Here is an 18146-nt window from a genome sequence, read left to right as displayed (position 1 = left end):
CTCTCGAGAGAGCGGCTTCGCTGGACACCGTAACGACACTTTTCGCGGATTTTGTACGCGTGCGCGCCGTTTCGGGTGCGGCCACCCAAGCGCCCAGAGCGGCATTCCAAATGGATCTATAGCTATGATTCACGGCGCAGTTCCTAAATGTGGTAGCGAGCTCAGCTGCGCAGGCAACTTGACTCAAGTTGTAATTTTGATATTCATAATTTTCAATTTACTGCATTTTGTTAAAAGTGAGTACTGGTAATTTTTATTTACTTAAAGAACAGTAAATGTATCGCCTGATGAGCCACTTTGATGATGAAATAGTTTGTATTCCAGGTTCTAGATAGCGGCAGCCATCATGCTCGATGCGGTCCGGTCGCACCGATACCATAGGGTAAAAAGCCGTGGCTTGAGTGCTGTTCAAGCGCTTATTCAGCAATATCTGCTTCGTAGCGGCGTTGATCCAGGCGACGTACTTGCCGTGTTCAGCCAAGCCGCCTGTAGCATGCTTCGCCCGTCATTTCTGCACCGCGCCGGTTAAGCCATGCAAATGAGTCGGCCAACTGCACTTTGCCGCCTCTATTACGCGAATCAGCCATCGGCGCCGACCTTGCAATGGACCGCTGCGGGTCGAAAGCAGCCAGTCATACGATGCCGCTTTCAACCCAAGGCAGCCTCTGAGCCATGCCGGCATTCAGAACTCTTCCAGAAAGCGCATGCGGAAACGGCGGCCCTTGATGTTGCCGTTGGAGATGCGCTCGAAAGCCTGTTTGGCGATACGGCGGTCCAGGGCGACGTAGGCGTTGTAGTCGGTGATGTTGATCTTGCCCACCTGCTCGAAGCTCAGGCCGCCGTCGCCGGTCAGGGCGCCGAGCAGGTCGCCGGGGCGCAGCTTGTCCTTTTTGCCGCCTTGTATGTTCAAGGTGATCATGGGCGCCTGCAAGGAGCGGCCGGACTTGGGGCGCAGCGTCTTCAGATTGCCCCATTTCAGCGCGCTTCCCTGGTACTGCTCGATCAGATTGACCCAGCGCATTTCATCGCGTGAACACAGGCTCAGCGCCAGTCCCTTCTGATCGCCGCGGCCGCTGCGCCCGACGCGGTGCACATGGACTTCGGAGTCCTTGGTCACGTCCACATTGATGACGGTCTCCAGGTTCTGGATGTCCAGACCGCGTGAGGCCACATCGGTGGCCACCAGCACGGCGCAGCTTTGGTTGGAAAACTGCACCAGAATTTCATCGCGATCACGCTGTTCCAGATCGCCGGTCAGAGCCAGAGCCTTGATCCCTTCGGATTGCAATTGCTCCACCACTTCCTGACAGCGCATTTTGGTATTGCAGAAAATCAGGGTAGAGGCGGGGCGGAAATGTTCCAGCAGCGTCACCACGGCAGACAGGCGCTGCCCGGGGTGAACTTCGTAAAAAATCTGTTCGATCTGGCTGGCATCGTGCAGTGCTTCCACTTTGACTTCCGCAGGCTTGTACAGGAAGCGGGCGCTCAGGTTGCGGATGTTTTCCGGGTAAGTGGCTGAGAACAGCAAGGTTTGGCGACGGGGCGGGCAGTGCGAGGCAATGGCCACGATATCGTCATGAAAACCCATGTCCACCATGCGGTCGGCTTCGTCCAGAATCAGTGTTTTCAGGGCGGACAAGTCCAGGTTGCCGCGCTCCAGATGGTCCTGAATCCGGCCCGGCGTCCCCACAACAACGTGAGCGCCATTGCGCAAGGCTTCTGTTTGCGGGCGCGAGGGCACACCACCGTACAGAGTCAGCATGCGTATGTTAGGAATCTGGCGGGCCAGACGACGCAGCTCGGCGGTGACCTGGTCGGCCAGCTCGCGCGTGGGGCAAATTACCAGAGCTTGTGGAGCCAGCTTACCGGGGTTGAGGGTTTGCAGCACGCCCAGTCCGAAGGCCGCGGTCTTGCCGCTGCCGGTCTTGGCTTGCGCGATCAGGTCGCGGCCTTGCAGGATGAGCGGCAGGCTCCGTTCCTGAATAGGCGTCATCTGTTCAAAACCCAGGCTTTGCAGGGTGTCCAGCAGGACGGGCAGGAGGGGGAGGGTGGAGAAGGAAGTATTGGACACGATAAGGCGGATCGCAAAAACCGCAAAAGGTTGAATTGACTGAGAATGCACGTCCTGGCGGATTTTTACCAGGTTCCGGCGGAACTTTGCAGGTATTCGGGCGGCATTTCCAGGTATTGAGGAGGTTGTAACGGCTTTCCTGGTGGAGGCGCAGCACAAAGCAAAAAGGCCCAAACCGAAGTTTGGGCCTTTTTAGGAATTTGGAGCGGGAAACGAGTCTCGAACTCGCGACCTCAACCTTGGCAAGGTTGCGCTCTACCAACTGAGCTATTCCCGCATGTGTGCGTTTCCGCAGTACCGACTTGTGACCAGGGTTACTGGAGGCGCAAGCCGGAATCGAACCGACCTAGACGGATTTGCAATCCGCTGCATAACCACTCTGCCATTGCGCCGTGGTCGATTAAAAAGGGAAGCCTGGGCTTCCCTTAGGAATCTGGAGCGGGAAACGAGTCTCGAACTCGCGACCTCAACCTTGGCAAGGTTGCGCTCTACCAACTGAGCTATTCCCGCATATCTGTTTTCACAGAAAATCCGCCAACATTCCTGTTTGCGGCTTTACTTAAAACACCGTTTAAGTAAAGAAAGCTATTTTAATTTTGCTGTTCTTGTTTGTCAAGCTTTTTTAATTTGCCTGGCTGACTGGAACCGCTCTTTAAAACCGCTTTTGCTTGGCGACTGGCGCTGCAGCAAGAACATAACTATAAAACGCGCTTGGCGTGCCTGTCAAGAAGTTCCACTCTTTTTTTTGCGATGGCCGGCCCCCCGCGCTATGCTTACTGCTTTCGTCTATCGCTAGGTAATAGCCGTGAACAGGCAGTTCGATGTGGATCTGACTTCCTTTAACACCCTGGGATTGCGCAGCCGCGCCCGTGAGCTGGTGGTGTTCGACGATGCGGCCCGGTTGCCCGCCTTGCAGGCCTTGGTCGAGCAGGCCGGCGCATTCTTCGTATTGGGCGGGGGCAGCAACGTGGTGCTGTCGGGGCAGGTGGATCCCTTGGTGATCAAAGTGCAAAGCCGAGGCATACGCCTGCTGGAAACCCGCGACGACGCCCATATCGTGGAGGCGCAGGCCGGCGAAGTCTGGCATGACTTTGTCGGGCACTGCCTGGAGCAGGGCTGGCCCGGCCTGGAAAACCTGGCCCTGATTCCCGGCACGGTGGGCGCGGCGCCCGTCCAGAATATCGGCGCGTATGGCGTGGAGCTGGAGCAGCGCGTGCACAGCGTGCTGGCCTGGAATTTCCGCCAGGCGCGGCTGGTGGAGCTGCCGGCGGCAGACTGCGGCTTTTCCTATCGGGACAGCCGTTTCAAACATGACCCGGCCGGCACCTGGCTGATCGTGGCGGTGCGCTTTGCCTTGCCGCGGCCCTGGACGCCTGTGCTGGACTATCCTGACCTGCGCCAGCGCAGCGCCTTGGCCGGCACGGCGGACGCCCGGGCGATCTTCGAGGCGGTCTGCCAGATCCGCCGCCAGAAATTGCCCGACCCCGCGGTGCTGGGCAATGCGGGAAGCTTTTTCAAGAATCCGGTGGTGCCGCAGGTCCAGCGCGACGCCTTGCGCGAGCAGTGGCCGGGCCTGGTGTCCTATGAGTTGGGGCAGGGCTTGTGCAAGCTGGCGGCAGGCTGGCTGATCGATCAGTGCGGCTGGAAGGGCCGGCGCGATGGCTCGGTCGGCGTCCATGAACGCCAGGCCCTGGTGCTGGTCAATCATGGCGGCGCGAATGCGCAGGATATCGAGCGGCTGGCGCAGTCCATTCGCGCCGACGTGCGCCGGCGCTACGGCGTGGAGCTGGAGCAGGAGCCGGTCCGGGTGGTTTGATGGATCGCGCTCACTGCAGACGCAGCTCGCGCAGCGCTTTGACGGGGTGGGCCCGCAAATAGGCCCGCATCTGCCCCCGGAAGGCGGGATGGCCTTGTTCCCAGGCTTGCCGCAGCAAGGGCAGGGCCTGATCGGTCTTGCCCTGGTCGGCCAGCAGGCGCGCGGCGTTGAACGCCCCCCGGAAGTCCTGTCCCTGCGCGGCGCGCAGGTAGCAGGCCAGGGCCTGTTCCAGGTTGCGCGGCACGGCCCAGCCGTCTTCATGAAAGCTGCCCACGAAGTTCCAGGACTTGGCGTGTCCCTGTCCGGCCGCCTTCCGGAAGAAATCCAGCGCCTGGGCCAGGTCCGCGGGCGCGCCCCGTCCCAGCGCCAGGGAAGTGGCATAGTTGTACTGGCCCCAGTCCAGGCCGGTCAGCGCCGCCTGGCGGAACCAGTAGGTCGCCATCACGTCGTCTTTCTTCAGGCCCCAGCCGTTCTCATAGCAGCGTCCGAGCAGATTCATGCCCATGGGGTGGCCTTCGTTGGTCGCCAGGCGCAGCCAGGCAAGGGCTTGCGTCGGGTCGGCGTCGCAGCCCCGGCCTTCCAGATACTTTTGCGCCAGATTGACCTGGGCTTCGATCACGCCCTGTTCGGCGGCGGCGTGCAGCCAGCGCAGGGCGATTTCGGGCGGGCCGGACAGGATGTCCCGCCATCCTTGGGCGTCGAGCCGGTTCAGTTCGCGGGCGGTGATCTCATGCATGGGCAAGACGGCGCGGCCCGCCCCTCAGGGCAGGCCGCGCCTTTTCCAGGTCAACTGCCTGTCAGTAGGACAGTTTCAGGTTCAGGACGGCGGAGCGTCCGGGAGCGATGCTGGCGTAGTGCGACGCGTAGGCCTGGTTGTAATACACCTTGTCGGTCAGGTTCTGCACGTTCAACTGCACGCCCACGTTCTTGTTGAATTGGTAGGCGGCCATGGCGTCGAAGCGCCAGTAGGACGGAATGTACAGCTTGTTGGCCGCATCGCCGTACTGCTTGGCGGAGTAGAAGGCGCCGGCGCCCACGGTCAGCTTGTCCACGGGCTTGTAAGTGGTCCACAGGCTGAAGCTGTGCTTGGGCGTATTGGGGAAGCGGTTGCCGTCATTGGCCGAGCCGTTCGGGCCGTTGTCCGTGAGCTTGGCGTTCAGGTAGGTGTAGCCGGCGTAGACGTTCCAGCGCGGCGTGATGGCGCCCGAAGCGCCCAGCTCCAGGCCGTCCACGCGTTTCTTGCCCGCCATCTCGTAGTCGCCGTTGGCCAGCGTCACGCGGGCGTTGGTGGTCTCGGTGCGGAACACGGCGGCCGACAGGGTCATGGCATCGTCCAGCACGTTCCACTTGGTGCCCAGTTCCAGCGTGCGGTTCTTTTCGGGGGACAGCTCGTCGGTGTTGCCGCCGCTGACCCGGCCGCCGCGGCTCGAGGGCGCGGAGCCGTCGCTGCCTTCCCCGGCAGAAGCGTTGAACGGGGTGGAGGACGTGGCGTAGGACACATACACCGCGCCGTTCTGCACCGGCTTGTAGGTCAGGCCGACCTGATAGTTGACCAGGGTGTCGTTGCGGCTCAGGTCGAAGGCGCCGGACTTGTAGTGCGTGGAATAGTTGTCCAGGCGCAGGCCCAGGCCCGCTTGCCAATGTTCATTGAATTCGATGGTGTCGAAGGCGAAGATGGAGCGGGTGTTGGTCTTGCTCTGGCTGGGGTTGCCGCTGGGCCGGCCGTTGAGCGTATTGACCCAGGGATCGCCGGGATTGGGATCGTACAGGCTGGTGCACTGGTAGTTGGAGGCCGCGCCCACGCCCTTGAGGCAGGCGTTGGCCGCGCCCGAGCCGCTGCCGCGATTCACGTTCAGCGAATCGCGTTCGCCTTTCTCGCGCGAGAATTCCAGGCCCACGTTGAAGCGGTGCTTGAGCGATCCGGTCGCGGCCTCGCCCACCAGTTCGGTCAGGTTGGCCAGGCTGTCGATGTGGCTGTCGCGGGTATTGGCGCGGCGCCAGACCAGGCCGTTGGCGACGTTGCCCTGGCTGTCGTCGGGCTGGGTCCAGACGTATTCCTGTGTGGTCCGGGTGTAGCGGGTGGTGTTGCGCAGGGTCAGGCTGCCGTTGATGTCGTGTTCGACGCCGATGGTGGCCATGTCGCTGTTGGTCTTGCGATAGTCGCTCTTCAGGCCGTAGAAGTTGTTGCGGTCCACGTCCACGGGACCGGTCAGGTCGCCGCGCGGCCAGCCATAGGGAATGCCGCTGTCGGGGATGTCGTCCGTCTGCAGGTGGTAGTAGCTCAGCGACACGCGGGTGGGCGTGTTCAGGCCGAAGGTGATGGTGGGCGCCACGCCCCAGCGCTGGTTCTTGACGACGTCGCGGCCGGGCACGTCGGCGTCGTGATACATGGCGTTCAGGCGAAAGGCGATGGAATCGCTCAGTTGCTGGTTGGTGTCCAGCGTGCCGCGATAATAGCTGTCGGTGCCCAGGCCCAGGTTCACGTCGGTGAAGGTGTCGGCCTTGGCGGTCTTGTTGATCAGGTTGATGCTGCCGCCGGCGCCGCCGCGGCCGCCGTAGGCGCCGTCCGAGCCCTTGACCACTTCCACCTGCTCCAGGTTGAACACTTCGCGGGAGGTGGCGCCGATGTCGCGCATGCCGTCCACGTAGGTGCTGCCCTGGGCGTCATAGCCGCGGATGAAGGGGCGGTCGCCCAGCGGGTTGCCGCCTTCGCCGGCGCCGAAGGTGATGCCGGGCGTGTTGCGCAGCACATCGGTCAGGGAAGTGGCGGCCTGGTCGCGGATCACTTCCTGGGGAATGATCTGCACGGATTTGGCAGTGTCCAGCAGGGGGGCCGTGAATTTCTCCGAGGCCGAATTCTGGATGTTGTAGCTGCGCTCCTGCGCGGCCTTGACCTGGATGGGGGCCAACTGTGTGGCGGATTCCGAGCCTTGCTGGGCAAGCGCCAAGGGGGAGATCAGCAGGGCGGGGGAGGCGAGCGCCGTGGCGATGCCTGTGGCGCGACGCAGTGAAGAAGGTGTGTTTTCTGGCACGATGGCTCCGGAATAGAGATGCGAATCATTATTGTTTTGAAGGAAGCAAATTATGAATTCGTCTTTTTTCCAGAACCTGACCAGCTCCTGAAAATCGCGTGAAAAACAACAGCCTGTTTCAAAAACAGGTTCAAGCTTCGAGTATTCCCCACCAGCGCAGGGTCTGCTTCAGGTGATCCCGCACGGCTTGCATGGCGGCTTCGGCATCCTTGTTCTCCAATCTGTCCAGGATCAGCAAATGCTCTTCCATGGCCGGCACGATGCGTTCGGGCAAGGGGCGTCGTGAATGTTGCATGACATTGATGCGGTCGCAGTTCTCTTCATAGATGGCCAATGCCGACGGATTGCCCAAAGCTTGAGCCAGCGTGCGATGCAAAGACCAGTCGACCTCCATGGCCCGGATCTGGAGTGCTACGGTTGCGTACCCCTTGCGCGCCTGTTCCAGCACTTCCTGATGCTGTTGCTTCAGCAGGGCCAGCTTCTGCGCTGGCAGGGCATGAGCCAGCAGCCGCGCTCCTTCCTGATCGAACAGGCAACGCAGGTGAAAACAGTCGTGCAGCGCTTGCGCGGTCGCCTCCAGCACCAGGACTCCCCGCTTGGGCAGTACGGATACCAAGCCGGCTGCCGCGGCGCGCTTGACGGCTTCGCGTACCGGGGCAAGCGGAAAGTCCATCAGTCTCATCAGCTCCGCAATGGATACCAGTTGGCCGGCCCGCACCTGGCCGGTAGCCAGCAGATGTCGAAAAGCCTGGAACGCCTGGGTGGCCAGCAATAGTTCATGGGAGGCCGCATGCATGGATAAGTCTCCGTTTCCTATAGGGTTTTTACTGCTGTCAATCAACATATGTTTTTCATTATATTTGAAATTCGTTTTTAAATATGTTCTGAAATGTCAGTTGAAATTCCTGCTGGCGGTTTCTTCTCTTGCAGCCTTTCTAGGGAAAAGAATCATGCGTTTTTTCTATCGGAGCTTGTTCGGGCAGGTGATTGTCGCCCTGGTGCTGGGCGTGATCGTCGGCGTGGCGTGGCCTCATTTCGGCGAGGCGCTCAAGCCCTTCGGCGACGGGTTCATCAAATTGATCAAGATGATCATCGCACCGCTGGTGTTCTGCGTGGTGGTGCACGGCATTTGCGGCAGCAGCGACCTGAAGAAGGTCGGACGGGTGGGGGTTAAGGCGCTGGTCTATTTCGAGATCGTGACCACCTTCGCCCTGGCGCTGGGCATTGCGCTGGCGTATCTGTTCGCGCCCGGGCACGGCATGAACGTGGATCCCAGCACTCTGGATGCAAGCGCCATGGCGGCTTATACGTCCCGCGTGGACCAGGCTTCCGATACGGTCGGTTTTCTGATGAAGATCATCCCCACCACCTTCGTGGATGCCTTTGCCTCAGGCGACATCCTGCAAGTGCTGCTGATCGCCATCCTGTTTGGCTTGGCCGTGGCCATGTTGGGCGAGCGCGGGCGGCCGGTGGCCAATCTGGTGAACCAGCTCTCCCATGTCTTCTTCAAGATCATCGGCTTCATTGTTCGCCTGGCTCCTCTGGGTGTTCTGGGTGCGGTCGCCTTCACCGTGGGCAAGTACGGCGTGGGAACCCTGGGCAAGCTGGGCATGCTGGTGCTGTTGTTCTATGTGACTTGCTTCATCTTCGTGATCGTGGTCCTTGGCTTCATCCTGCGGCTGGCCGGCTTCAGTATCTTCAAGCTGCTCAAGTATCTGCGCGAAGAACTTCTGGTCGTGCTCGGCACGGCTTCCTCGGATGCGGTACTGCCGCAGGTCATGCGCAAGCTCGAGCGCATGGGTGTCAAGGACTCGACGGTAGGCTTGGTGGTGCCGACAGGCTATTCATTCAATCTGGACGGTTTTTCCATTTACCTTACCCTGGCCGCCGTGTTCATCGCTCAGGCGACCAACACCCCTCTGTCATTCATGGACCTGCTGACGATTCTGGCCATTTCCATGCTGACGTCCAAAGGAGCGCACGGCGTTCCGGGTTCGGCCATCGTCATCCTGGCCGCCACGCTGAGCGCGGTGCCGGCGATACCCGCCATCGGTCTGGTGCTGGTCCTGTCGGTGGACTGGTTCATGGGCATGGCCCGGGCCTTGACCAATCTGATCGGCAATTGCGTTGGCACCGTGGTGGTGGGCGCCTGGGAAGGGGACGTGGATCGTCAGCAGGCGCATGATGTGCTGGACGGCCGCATCAAGGTGGACCTGAGCAAGGAGTCGGCCGCCTAGCAGAAGGATTGGCCTTGGTAAAAAAACACGGCCGGCGAATTGCCGGCCGTGCTTCTTCCGTGATCGAGCAGGCTTGCGCGACAGGCGCGTGCTCAGGCGCCCAGCACGTCCTGCATGGTGTACAGGCCGCTGCTCTTGTCGCCCAGGAAGCGCGCCGCGCGCAGGCTGCCGTTGGCGTAGCCGGCGCGGCTGGTGGAGCGGTGGGAGATTTCGATGCGTTCGCCCTGGCCGCAGAAAAAGACGGTGTGGTCGCCGATGATGTCGCCGCCGCGCAGAACGGAAAAACCGATGCGGCCGTCCTGGCGGGCGCCGGTGTGGCCGTGGCGGGCCCAGTCGGCGACCTCGGCCAGCGATTCGCCCCAGGTCTTGGCAATGGCTTCGCCCATGGCCAGGGCCGTGCCCGAGGGCGCATCCACCTTGTTGCGATGATGGGCCTCGAAGATCTCCGCGTCGTAGCCCTGGTTCAGCAGGGCAGCGGCCAGTTCGATCAGTTTCAGGGTGGCGTTCACGCCCACGCTCATGTTGGGCGCGAAGACGATGGCGATTTCCCGGCTGGCGGCCTGGATCTGCTGTTTCTCGGCCTCGGAGAAGCCGGTGGTGCCGATGACCAGGCGCGTGCCGTGCTGCAGGCAGGCTTCCAGGTGGGCCAGCGTGCCTTCAGGGTGTGTGAAGTCGATCAGGCAGTCGGCCTGGGCCAGGGCGTGCAGGTCGTCGGTGATGATCACGCCGGCGGGCTTGCCCAGAAACGCTCCGGCGTCCTGTCCGATGGAGGGGGCTCCCTGACGATCCAGGGCGACGCTGAGCGTCAGGTCCGGGCTGTTCAATACGGCTTCGATCAGCATACGGCCCATACGGCCGTCTGCGCCGGCAATGGCGATGCGCATGTATCCTGTCCTTTCTGCTTACTGTACGGGCTGGGTGGAGGGCGGCGCGGCTTCGTCGCTGCCGCGGGGGCTGGAATGCCCGCCTATGGGGCGCACGAACTGCTGGGTGCCTTCGTTGGCGTCGGCCGGGCCGGAGCTGTGGCGTTTGCCGGTGTCGGCGCGTTCGAAGGGCTGGCGGTCGGGTTGCTCATCGCCCTGCCAGCGCACCAGGGTGTCGCCTTCGAACCAGACGGTGAAGGTGCGCTGTTCGGTCTTGCCGTAGCCGGGCTGGTTCAGGTAGGGGTAGTCCCAGCGGTCGGCGTGGAAGATGTCCTGCAGGGTGGGCGAACCCAGCAGGTAGCGGACCTGGTCGCGGGTCATCCCGGGCTGCAGGCGGGACACCTGCTCGGCAGTGATCCAGTTCCCCTGTTGGACGTCGGCGCGATAGGGGAAGCCCCATTTGGAGGATCCGCAGGCCGTCAGGGCCGCGGCAGCCAGGCTCGCCGCCAGTACGGCGCGGATGACAGGAGTGAATGAATTTGCCTTCTTCTGCACGAAATGCCCCTGTTGGAATAAAATCGTTATCATATAAGGGTTTAGGAAAAAGCGCATGAATTGCGCTCCGAACCGCCCCGGGACAGGCCCGCCTTGCGGCGGGTCCGGACCCGGGATCCACCCCCATCAAGATGCGATAATTTTAGCCATGAACGATCAAAATGAACTGAAAAACATGGGGCTGAAGGCGACTTTTCCGCGCCTGAAGATTCTGGACATCTTTCGTCGCTCGGACCAGGAAGGCCAGCGCCACCTCAGCGCCGAGGACGTCTACCGCCTGCTGATCGCCGACGAAGTCGACATCGGCCTGGCCACGGTATATCGCGTGCTGACCCAGTTCGAACAGGCCGGCATTCTGGTGCGCAGCCAGTTCGACGGCGGCAAGGCCGTGTTCGAACTGAACGACGGCGACCACCACGATCACCTGATCTGCACCAATTGCGGCGTGGTGGAAGAGTTCACCGACAGCCAGATCGAAGCCCGCCAGCACGAGATCGCCAAGGAACACGGTTTTGCGCTGGAGAGCCACACCATGCTGCTGTACGGCATCTGCCCCAAGTGCGCGCAGGCTGGCAAGCAGGTCAAGTCCGCGTTGCGCTCCTGATCGCGCCCCATGTGATCCGGGTTCCTGCCTGACCCGGCCTCGGGGGCAGGACAAGCCCATCGGTTCATATCGATGGCACGTCCTGATATTGAGCCTGGCAGGTACGGAACCGGAAGGAATGTTTGCCCCGTCGGCGCCAGCCGGCGGGGCTTTTTCTTGCCCGGTCGCTGCGTTCTAGCCCTCGAGTCCTTCCGTCCTGTAGAAGCGCTTGAGCTCGCCCTTCGTCATCAGCTTCACCTTGGGCAGGCTGACGTGCTCGTAGATGTCGGCATATCGACGCCGGCTTCGCAGCGTGACAATCGTGTTGTGGCGAATCATGCGCCATTTCACGGTGTCCTGGCCGCCTTCCAGCGCACCGGCCCGATCGCGTTCGAACCAGGTACGGCGAAAGTAGCGAAACAAGCTGAGGACCATCGATACATCCAGCAGAATGAAGCCTGTGGCGCGCTCCAGCCGCCGGGGCAGGATGCGCGTGTAGTTGCCTTCCATGACCCATCGTTCCTGCCGTATGGCTTGTTCATGCAGGCGGCGAAACTCTGCCTCGGGCCGGGGCTGCCAGTCGGTATGGGGCTGGTGATAGAGCTGGTCCAGATGAACCACCGGCAGGCCGCATTTTCGCGCGATGGCCATGGCCAGCGTGGATTTGCCGCTGTTGGAGGGGCCCAGAATGCAGATGCGCGGGCCCAGATCGTCGAGAATGCTCATGCTTTGGCTCAAACTGGAATGACGCGGCCATTGCCCAGGACGCGGGCCGGGCCACATGAATCGATCAGCCCCCATGCCGTTGGCAAGGCATGCTTCCGAGCCGGGCGGGGTTTATCGGGCGCGCCGTCGATTATTGTTCGATCGAGAGTTCAAGGATGTCGTCGCCGTACGCGTCCTGCTCGCCGGTAGCCGTCCAGCCCAGTCGCCGGTAGAAACCGTAGGAGCGAACGTCCGGATCGCTGGCGCAGGCCAGGAACAGGCGTTTGAAGCCTTTGCGCTTGAAGTCCTCGATCATCAGCCCAAGCAAGGTTCTGCCGATCCCCCGGCCTTCGTAGGCGGGCAGCAGGGCGAGGACGGTGATCTCGCCGGTATCGCGGTCGCCAAAGCAGTAACCGATCATCCGGCCGTCCAGGCAGGCCACGAAGCCGGGAGAGCTGCCATCCTGGATGCCGGCGCTCCAGGACTGGGCGGTGATTCCCAGTGCGCGCAGATCCTCTTCGGAAAACGCGTTCTCTCTGGTCAGCCCCCGGATTGCGATACACATGGAAGCATCATCAGGCACGGCCGGGCGAAAGGTCGGGTTGATCATGACAATGCTACGCTTGTCAGCGTTGCCGCTCCAGCATTTCCCGCGCATGTTCGCGCGTGGTGCTGGTGATTTCCAGCCCGCCCAGCATGCGGGCGATCTCGTCCACCCGCTCGGCCTGGTCCAGAGGGCGTATGGAAGAAAAAGTTTGGCCCTTGACCGACGCTTTTTCGACCTTCAGGTGGTGGTCTCCGCAGGCGGCCACCTGGGGCAGGTGGGTGACGCACAGCACCTGGTGGCGCGCGCCCAGTTCCTGCAGCAGCCGGCCCACGACCTCGGCCACGGCGCCGCCCACGCCGGTGTCCACTTCATCGAAGATCAGGGTGGGCACGCGGGCCGCTTGGCTGGCGATGACGGACAAGGCCAGCGAGATGCGCGCCAGCTCGCCCCCCGAGGCAACCTTGGCCAGAGGACGGGGCGTGACGCCCTGGTGGCCCGCCACCAGGAACTCCACCTGCTCCAGGCCGTGCGCCTGTGGCGGACAGGGCGTCAGGGCGATCTCGAAGCGGCCGCCTTGCATGGCCAGCGATTGCATGGCCTGGCTTACCTGCTTGCCCAACTGGGCGCTGGTCTTGCGCCGCGCCGCGCTCAGTTGCGCGGCCAGGGATTCGTAGTGGGCCTGCGTCTTGCGCACCTGTTCCTGCAGGGCCTGCAGATCGAAGGATTGCTGGACCTGGCGCAACTGTTCCTGCCACTGCTCCTGCAGCGCGGGCAATTCTTCGGGTTCGGTCTTGAACTTGCGGGCGGCCGAAAAAATGGCGGACACGCGCTCTTCGGTCTGCGCCAAGCGCTCCGGATCCAGTTCGGTGTCGCTCAGGTAGCTGTTCAGGTCCGACACGGCTTCGGTGACGGCGATGCGGGCCGACTCCAGGCTATCGACAATGGTTTGCAGCCCGGGATCGTGGCGCAGCAGGGAAGCCATTTCGTGGGCGGCGGCGCCCAGCAGCCGCTGCACGGAGGTTTCTTCGCCGTCCAGCGCCTGCAGGGCCTGGGCGCTGCCGTCGATCAGGGCCTGGGCGTGGGACAGGCGCGTGTGCTCCTGCTGCAGCTGGTCCCATTCGCCTTCCTGCAGATGCAGCGCGGCGAGTTCGCCGATCTGCCATTCAAGCTGCTCTTGTTCGCGCTGGCGTTGTTCGGCGCTGTGGCTGGCCTGCTCCACGGCCTTGCGGGCCTGGCTCCATGCCTGCCAGGCTTGCGCGACCTGGCGGGCCAGGGGCAGGTGGCCGCCCTGGCTGTCGAGCAGTTCGTACTGGCTGTGCGACTGCATCAGGCTCTGGTGGGCATGCTGGCCGTGGATATCAACCAGCAGTTCGCCCAGTTCGCGCAACTGGGCCAGGGTGGCCGGGCTGCCATTGATGTAGCTGCGGTTGCGCCCCTGCTGGTCGATCAGGCGGCGCAGCACCAGTTCGTCCGAGGCCTCGAAGTCGCGTTCGGCGAGCCAGTCCCGTATGCCGGGCGGACAGTCGAATTGCGCGCTGATCTCGGTGCGCGGGCAGCCTTCGCGTATGGCCTTGGCATCGCCGCGCGCGCCCAGCGCCAGGGACAGGGCGTCGATCAGGATGGATTTGCCGGCGCCGGTCTCGCCGGAGAACACCGTGAAGCCGGTCTCGAAATCGATCGTGGCCTGATCCATGATCACAAAGTCTCGAACGTGCAGGGTACGGAGCATAGGAGCGTTATTCGTTTTCTTCGTTGGGCAGGGGCATGCGGTTCCAGTCCAGCTTGTGACGCAGGGTGGAGAAGAAGCTGTAGCCCTTGGGGTGAATGAAGCGAATGGTGTTGCGCGCGCGGCGCACGTCGATGCGGTCGCCCTGCTGGCAGTCCGACCAGGCCTGCATGTCGAAGTGCACGCTGCCGCCCGACTCGACGCGGCCCAGGGCCGTGATGGTCAGGTTCAGGGTGCCGCTGTCGGGCAGGACGATGGGGCGGTGCGACAAGGTCTGCGGCGCCACGGGCACCAGCAGGATGGCATTGAGCGACGGATGCAGGATGGGGCCGCTGGCGGCCAGCGAGTAGGCGGTGGAGCCGGTCGGGGTGGAGATGATCAGGCCGTCGGCGCGCTGGCGGTACATGAAGACGCCGTCCAGCTCCACGCGCAGTTCTATCATGCCGCCGCGCCCCGCGCGGTTGATGACCACGTCGTTCAGGGCCACGCCCGAATACAGAACCTGTCCGTCGCGCACCACCCGGCCCTCCAGCATGGAGCGCTCTTCGATGTCGTAATGGCCGTTCAGCACGCTGACCAGGGCGTCGTTGGCGTCGTTCAGGGGAATGTCGGTAATGAAGCCCAGGCGGCCGTGGTTGATGCCGACCAGGGGCACCTTGCTGTGCGCCAGTTCGCGGGCGGCGCCGATCATGGTGCCGTCTCCGCCCATGACCACGGCCAGGTCGGCGCGAGAGCCGATCTCCGCGTAGTCGCACACGGGAAATTCGGTGACGCCGGTATTGCGGGCGGTCGCGGCCTCCACCAGCACCGAACAGCCGGCATTGACCAGGGTCCGGGCCAGCGACCGGACGGGCGCGTCCAGGCCGGAATCCTGATATCTGCCGACAATGGCGACCGTTTTGAAATGCATGGGGCGAAAACCTTATTGATTAATGAAATAATTGCGATAAATTGATTATAGAGTTGCCGCTACAGGCTTGGTTGCAAGAATCTTCCCTTTGTCCTGCAGAGCTGGTTTTTTTTACCGCCGGGCCATCGGAATGCCGCATCACCCAAGATAAGAGGCGTTCCCCTGGGGGCGGCAAGCAGGCTTTAGCCTGCGCAGAGCGGGGGCGTTTTTTTAAGTGATACACGCGATATGGATGACAGAGCGAATGCATTGCTGAAGGTGCTGATCGAGCGGTATATCGCCGATGGGCAGCCCGTCGGGTCCCGTACCCTGTCAACCGTTTTTGATTTCTCGCCGGCCACCATACGCAATGTCATGGCCGAGCTGGAAGCCCTGGGCCTGATCCACAGCCCCCACACCTCCGCGGGCCGGGTGCCCACGCCCAAGGGGTACCGGCTGTTCGTGGACCGGCTGCTGGCCTCGCAGCGCTTCGAGCGGCCCGACGCCCAGAACCTGAGCCAGTTCCTGCCTTTCGACGAGCCCAATCGCGCAGTCAGTTCGGCGGCCTCCCTTCTGTCCAATCTGTCGCAGTTCGCCGGCGTGGTCCTGGCGCCCAAGAAGGCCCAGACTTTCAGGCAGATCGAATTCATCCGGCTGTCGGACAAGCGCGTGCTGCTGATCATCGTCACCCCGGATGGCGACGTGCAGAACCGCATCCTGTTCGTGCCGCGCGACTACCTGGAGCATGAACTGGTCGAGGCCAGCCATTTCTTCAACCAGCATTTCTCGGGCATGTCCTTCGAATCCGTGAAGCTGGCCCTGTCGCAGGAACTCAGCTCCCTGCAGGAGGACATCTCGCGCCTGATGCAGCAGGCGGTGGACGTCGGCAGCCACCAGCCCGACAACGAAGAAGCCGTGGTGATCGCCGGCGAGAGCAAATTGCTGAACGTGACGGAGATGGTGGCCGACATGGATCGCCTGCGCCGCCTGTTCTCGCTCTTCGAGAAAAAGACCGACCTGCTGCACCTGCTGGATGTCTCCAGCCAGGCCGAAGGCGTGCAGATCTACATCGGCGGCGATTCGCAATTGGTGCCGCTGGACGATGTCTCGGTCATCACCGCCCCGTACGGGGTGGATGGCAAGGTGGTCGGGACGCTGGGCGTGATCGGACCGTCGCGCATGGCGTACGATCGGGTGATCCCCATCGTGGACATTACCGCCCGGCTGTTGTCAAATGCCCTGAGCCATCATTCGGCCGGCTAGTCCGGTCTGCCCCCTTGGCCGGCCCTGCGGGTTCCGGCCTGCCGCTTTTTGCCTTTACCGCCATGCCCAAGTTGCTTGCTTCCCCCTATCTGCCCGAACCGGTCGACGTCGATATGTTCAATGCCGATGCGCCTGTGCGCGAGACCGGGCCGATCGGCATCCTGATGATCAACCTGGGCACGCCGGACCAGCCCGAACCCAAGGCCATACGGCGCTACCTGGGCGAATTCCTGTCCGATCCGCGCGTCATCGAGATCCCCCAGTTCCTCTGGCAGGTCATCCTGCGCCTGTTCATTTTGCCGCGCCGGCCGGCCAGGCTGGCGCCGCGCTACAAGGACATCTGGCTGGCCGAGGGCGCGCCCCTGCTGGTGTGGAGCCAGGCGCAGGCCGAGGGCCTGCAGGAGTTGCTGGCCGGGCAGGGGCACGATGTGCGCGTCGAACTGGGCATGCGCTATGGCAATCCTTCCATTGCCGGCGCCCTGGACAAGCTCAAGGCCGCCGGCTGCGAGCGCATCCTGGCCTTGCCGCTGTATCCGCAATATGCGGCCAGCACCACGGCCACGGCCTTCGATTGCGTGGCGGCGCATCTGCGCCGGCAGCGCAACCAGCCCGAGCTGCGCTTCATCAAGCGCTACCACACGCACCCGGATTACATCGGAGCGCTGGCCTCCCAGGTGCGCGGCCATTGGGAGGAGCATGGCAGGCCGGATCGCCTGCTGCTCAGTTTCCACGGCCTGCCGCGCCGCTGCGCCGAGCTGGGCGATCCGTATCTGCGCGATTGCCGCGAAACCGCCGCCGCCTTGCGGGCAGCGCTGGACGAACCGGCCGTGCCCGTCTTCATGTCCTTCCAGAGCCGTTTCGGCGCCCAGCGCTGGCTGGAGCCCTATACCGAGCCCTTGCTGCGTCAATGGGGCAAGGAGGGCGTGGGCCGGGTGGACGCCCTGTGTCCGGGCTTTCTGGCTGATTGCCTGGAGACGCTGGAGGAGATCCAGGTGGAATGCCGCGACGCCTTCCTGCAGGAGGGCGGGCGCGAGTTCCACTATATTCCCTGCCTGAACGCCGATCCCGAATGGGTCGAAGGGCTGGGACGGCTGGCCGTGCAGCACCTGGGCGGCTGGCTGCCCGGCCGCATTGCGCCGGGCTGAGCGCGCGCCGTCGCGCCGCTTTTTCGGCAAAATCTCGAATGCAGTCTTGAATTGGGGGCGCACGCCCCCATTTTCATGCGATCAACGATTCACGTAGTGGAGAAAGACGAATGGCTACACATGCCGATCCCAACAAGCCTCTGGACGGGGAAGTGACGGAAAACACGCCTGAACAGGCCCAGCCGGAAGTCCTGGGTCAGCAGCCCGAAGAAGACACCGCCGACCTGGCCGCCGAGCTGGCGCAGGCCCAGGAGAAGGTCTCGCAATACTATGACCAGCTGCTGCGCGCCAAGGCCGAAGTGGAGAACATCCGCCGTCGCGCGGACGACGAAGTCTCCAAGGCCCGCAAGTTCGGCACGGAGTCCTTCGCCGAGAGCCTGATCCCGGTGCGCGACAGTCTGGAAGCCGCCCTGGCCCAGCCCGAGCAAAGCGTCGAGGCGTGGAAGGAAGGGGTCGAGACCACCTTGCGCCAGTTGAACAGGGCTTTCGAGCGCAACAGCCTGAAGGAAGTCGCGCCCGGGCCCGGCGACAAGTTCGACCCGCACCTGCACCAGGCCATTTCGGCCGTGCCGTCGGAATACGAGGAAGGCGCCGTGGTGCAGCTGCTTCAGAAGGGCTACACCATCTCCGAGCGCGTCCTGCGTCCGGCCCTGGTCATGGTGGCTGCCGCCAAATGACGCTTTTCTGCCGCTGCCTTCAGGCGCGGCAGGCGCT

At 62.9% G+C, this 18146-nt stretch carries 16 protein-coding genes, 3 tRNA genes and 1 pseudogene; 6 read left to right on the top strand and 14 right to left on the bottom strand.

Going from position 1 to position 18146, the window contains the following annotated elements:
- Nucleotides 1-19 precede the first annotated feature (19 nt).
- The 5 genes and pseudogenes from ACF3ND_RS13195 to ACF3ND_RS13175 all read right to left on the bottom strand — a co-directional run.
- Nucleotides 20-133 (bottom strand): annotated as a pseudogene (locus tag ACF3ND_RS13195) (ESPR domain-containing protein); the annotation flags it as partial.
- Between the two features lie 549 nt (nucleotides 134-682).
- Nucleotides 683-2071: an ATP-dependent RNA helicase DbpA gene (dbpA, locus tag ACF3ND_RS13190; RefSeq protein WP_394061135.1), complete on the bottom strand. Its 1389-nt coding sequence runs from the start codon at nucleotides 2069-2071 to the stop codon at nucleotides 683-685.
- A 201-nt stretch (nucleotides 2072-2272) separates the two neighbouring features.
- Nucleotides 2273-2348, bottom strand: a tRNA-Gly gene (locus ACF3ND_RS13185).
- Between the two features lie 41 nt (nucleotides 2349-2389).
- Nucleotides 2390-2463, bottom strand: a tRNA-Cys gene (locus ACF3ND_RS13180).
- A 42-nt stretch (nucleotides 2464-2505) separates the two neighbouring features.
- A tRNA-Gly gene (locus tag ACF3ND_RS13175) sits at nucleotides 2506-2581 on the bottom strand.
- A 295-nt stretch (nucleotides 2582-2876) separates the two neighbouring features.
- Between ACF3ND_RS13175 and murB the strand changes: the two genes are divergently transcribed.
- Nucleotides 2877-3887 carry a UDP-N-acetylmuramate dehydrogenase gene (murB, locus tag ACF3ND_RS13170; RefSeq protein ID WP_394061133.1) on the top strand — a complete coding sequence of 337 codons (1011 nt, stop codon included), beginning with the start codon at nucleotides 2877-2879 and terminating at the stop codon, nucleotides 3885-3887.
- A gap of 10 nt (nucleotides 3888-3897) precedes the next feature.
- On the opposite strand, the gene ACF3ND_RS13165 is transcribed toward murB, so the two are convergent.
- The 3 genes from ACF3ND_RS13165 to ACF3ND_RS13155 form a co-directional block, all read right to left on the bottom strand.
- Nucleotides 3898-4623: a tetratricopeptide repeat protein gene (locus tag ACF3ND_RS13165; RefSeq protein WP_394061131.1), complete on the bottom strand. Its 726-nt coding sequence runs from the start codon at nucleotides 4621-4623 to the stop codon at nucleotides 3898-3900.
- A gap of 61 nt (nucleotides 4624-4684) precedes the next feature.
- On the bottom strand, nucleotides 4685-6919 hold the full coding sequence (locus tag ACF3ND_RS13160) for a TonB-dependent receptor (protein ID WP_394061129.1): 2235 nt from the start codon (nucleotides 6917-6919) through the stop codon (nucleotides 4685-4687).
- A 130-nt stretch (nucleotides 6920-7049) separates the two neighbouring features.
- Nucleotides 7050-7715, bottom strand: a complete 666-nt coding sequence (locus ACF3ND_RS13155) for a GntR family transcriptional regulator (protein WP_394061127.1) — start codon at nucleotides 7713-7715, stop codon at nucleotides 7050-7052.
- A gap of 154 nt (nucleotides 7716-7869) precedes the next feature.
- Here ACF3ND_RS13155 and ACF3ND_RS13150 point away from each other — a divergent pair, with 154 nt between their 5' ends.
- Nucleotides 7870-9156 carry a C4-dicarboxylate transporter DctA gene (locus ACF3ND_RS13150; RefSeq protein ID WP_394061125.1) on the top strand — a complete coding sequence of 429 codons (1287 nt, stop codon included), beginning with the start codon at nucleotides 7870-7872 and terminating at the stop codon, nucleotides 9154-9156.
- Nucleotides 9157-9248: 92 nt separating this feature from the next.
- Here the strand turns inward: ACF3ND_RS13150 and dapB are convergent, their stop codons facing one another.
- Nucleotides 9249-10040: a 4-hydroxy-tetrahydrodipicolinate reductase gene (gene dapB / locus ACF3ND_RS13145; protein ID WP_394061123.1), complete on the bottom strand. Its 792-nt coding sequence runs from the start codon at nucleotides 10038-10040 to the stop codon at nucleotides 9249-9251.
- An 18-nt stretch (nucleotides 10041-10058) separates the two neighbouring features.
- Nucleotides 10059-10574 carry an outer membrane protein assembly factor BamE gene (locus ACF3ND_RS13140; RefSeq protein WP_394061121.1) on the bottom strand — a complete coding sequence of 172 codons (516 nt, stop codon included), beginning with the start codon at nucleotides 10572-10574 and terminating at the stop codon, nucleotides 10059-10061.
- A gap of 148 nt (nucleotides 10575-10722) precedes the next feature.
- Between ACF3ND_RS13140 and fur the strand changes: the two genes are divergently transcribed.
- Nucleotides 10723-11178 (top strand): ferric iron uptake transcriptional regulator, encoded by a 456-nt coding sequence (gene fur, locus ACF3ND_RS13135; RefSeq protein ID WP_394061120.1) that lies wholly within the window; start codon nucleotides 10723-10725, stop codon nucleotides 11176-11178.
- A 174-nt stretch (nucleotides 11179-11352) separates the two neighbouring features.
- Here fur and ACF3ND_RS13130 read toward each other — a convergent pair whose 3' ends face one another.
- The 4 genes from ACF3ND_RS13130 to ACF3ND_RS13115 all read right to left on the bottom strand — a co-directional run bounded on the left by ACF3ND_RS13130 (nucleotide 11353) and on the right by ACF3ND_RS13115 (nucleotide 15045).
- A complete protein-coding gene (locus tag ACF3ND_RS13130) occupies nucleotides 11353-11883 on the bottom strand; it encodes an AAA family ATPase (protein ID WP_394061118.1) in 531 nt (176 codons plus the stop codon).
- A gap of 130 nt (nucleotides 11884-12013) precedes the next feature.
- Nucleotides 12014-12472 (bottom strand): GNAT family N-acetyltransferase, encoded by a 459-nt coding sequence (locus ACF3ND_RS13125; RefSeq protein ID WP_394061116.1) that lies wholly within the window; start codon nucleotides 12470-12472, stop codon nucleotides 12014-12016.
- A 16-nt stretch (nucleotides 12473-12488) separates the two neighbouring features.
- Nucleotides 12489-14138, bottom strand: coding sequence for a DNA repair protein RecN (gene recN, locus ACF3ND_RS13120; RefSeq protein WP_394061115.1), 1650 nt, complete (start codon nucleotides 14136-14138; stop codon nucleotides 12489-12491).
- Between the two features lie 7 nt (nucleotides 14139-14145).
- The gene (locus ACF3ND_RS13115) at nucleotides 14146-15045 is read right to left on the bottom strand and encodes an NAD kinase (RefSeq protein ID WP_394061113.1); all 900 of its coding nucleotides are present in this window, start codon (nucleotides 15043-15045) and stop codon (nucleotides 14146-14148) included.
- A 228-nt stretch (nucleotides 15046-15273) separates the two neighbouring features.
- On the opposite strand from ACF3ND_RS13115, the gene hrcA reads away from it, so the two are divergent.
- The 3 genes from hrcA (at nucleotide 15274) to grpE (ending at nucleotide 18109) form a co-directional block, all read left to right on the top strand.
- Complete coding sequence (hrcA, locus tag ACF3ND_RS13110) at nucleotides 15274-16287, top strand: heat-inducible transcriptional repressor HrcA (protein ID WP_394061111.1); 1014 nt, start codon at nucleotides 15274-15276, stop codon at nucleotides 16285-16287.
- A 62-nt stretch (nucleotides 16288-16349) separates the two neighbouring features.
- On the top strand, nucleotides 16350-17432 hold the full coding sequence (hemH, locus tag ACF3ND_RS13105) for a ferrochelatase (RefSeq protein ID WP_394061109.1): 1083 nt from the start codon (nucleotides 16350-16352) through the stop codon (nucleotides 17430-17432).
- A 110-nt stretch (nucleotides 17433-17542) separates the two neighbouring features.
- Entirely contained in the window at nucleotides 17543-18109 is a 567-nt protein-coding gene (gene grpE / locus ACF3ND_RS13100) for a nucleotide exchange factor GrpE (RefSeq protein WP_394061107.1), read from the top strand.
- The last annotated feature ends 37 nt before the right edge of the window (nucleotides 18110-18146 follow it).

Source organism: Alcaligenes sp. WGS1538, assembly GCF_043187505.1.
Lineage (GTDB): Bacteria > Pseudomonadota > Gammaproteobacteria > Burkholderiales > Burkholderiaceae_B > Alcaligenes.
Note: the sequence above shows the minus strand (reverse complement) of the source record. Positions and strands in the feature narration are given on the sequence as shown.

Excerpts from the sequence above, each read along its gene's own strand:
- ACF3ND_RS13165 (WP_394061131.1), bottom strand. The coding sequence starts at position 4,623 with ATGCATGAGATCACCGCCCGCGAACTGAACCGGCTCGACGCCCAAGGA.
- ACF3ND_RS13155 (WP_394061127.1), bottom strand. The coding sequence starts at position 7,715 with ATGCATGCGGCCTCCCATGAACTATTGCTGGCCACCCAGGCGTTCCAG.
- ACF3ND_RS13150 (WP_394061125.1), top strand. The coding sequence starts at position 7,870 with ATGCGTTTTTTCTATCGGAGCTTGTTCGGGCAGGTGATTGTCGCCCTG.
- dapB (WP_394061123.1), bottom strand. The coding sequence starts at position 10,040 with ATGCGCATCGCCATTGCCGGCGCAGACGGCCGTATGGGCCGTATGCTG.
- fur (WP_394061120.1), top strand. The coding sequence starts at position 10,723 with ATGAACGATCAAAATGAACTGAAAAACATGGGGCTGAAGGCGACTTTT.
- ACF3ND_RS13130 (WP_394061118.1), bottom strand. The coding sequence starts at position 11,883 with ATGAGCATTCTCGACGATCTGGGCCCGCGCATCTGCATTCTGGGCCCC.
- ACF3ND_RS13125 (WP_394061116.1), bottom strand. The coding sequence starts at position 12,472 with ATGATCAACCCGACCTTTCGCCCGGCCGTGCCTGATGATGCTTCCATG.
- recN (WP_394061115.1), bottom strand. The coding sequence starts at position 14,138 with ATGCTCCGTACCCTGCACGTTCGAGACTTTGTGATCATGGATCAGGCC.
- ACF3ND_RS13115 (WP_394061113.1), bottom strand. The coding sequence starts at position 15,045 with ATGCATTTCAAAACGGTCGCCATTGTCGGCAGATATCAGGATTCCGGC.
- hrcA (WP_394061111.1), top strand. The coding sequence starts at position 15,274 with ATGGATGACAGAGCGAATGCATTGCTGAAGGTGCTGATCGAGCGGTAT.
- hemH (WP_394061109.1), top strand. The coding sequence starts at position 16,350 with ATGCCCAAGTTGCTTGCTTCCCCCTATCTGCCCGAACCGGTCGACGTC.
- grpE (WP_394061107.1), top strand. The coding sequence starts at position 17,543 with ATGGCTACACATGCCGATCCCAACAAGCCTCTGGACGGGGAAGTGACG.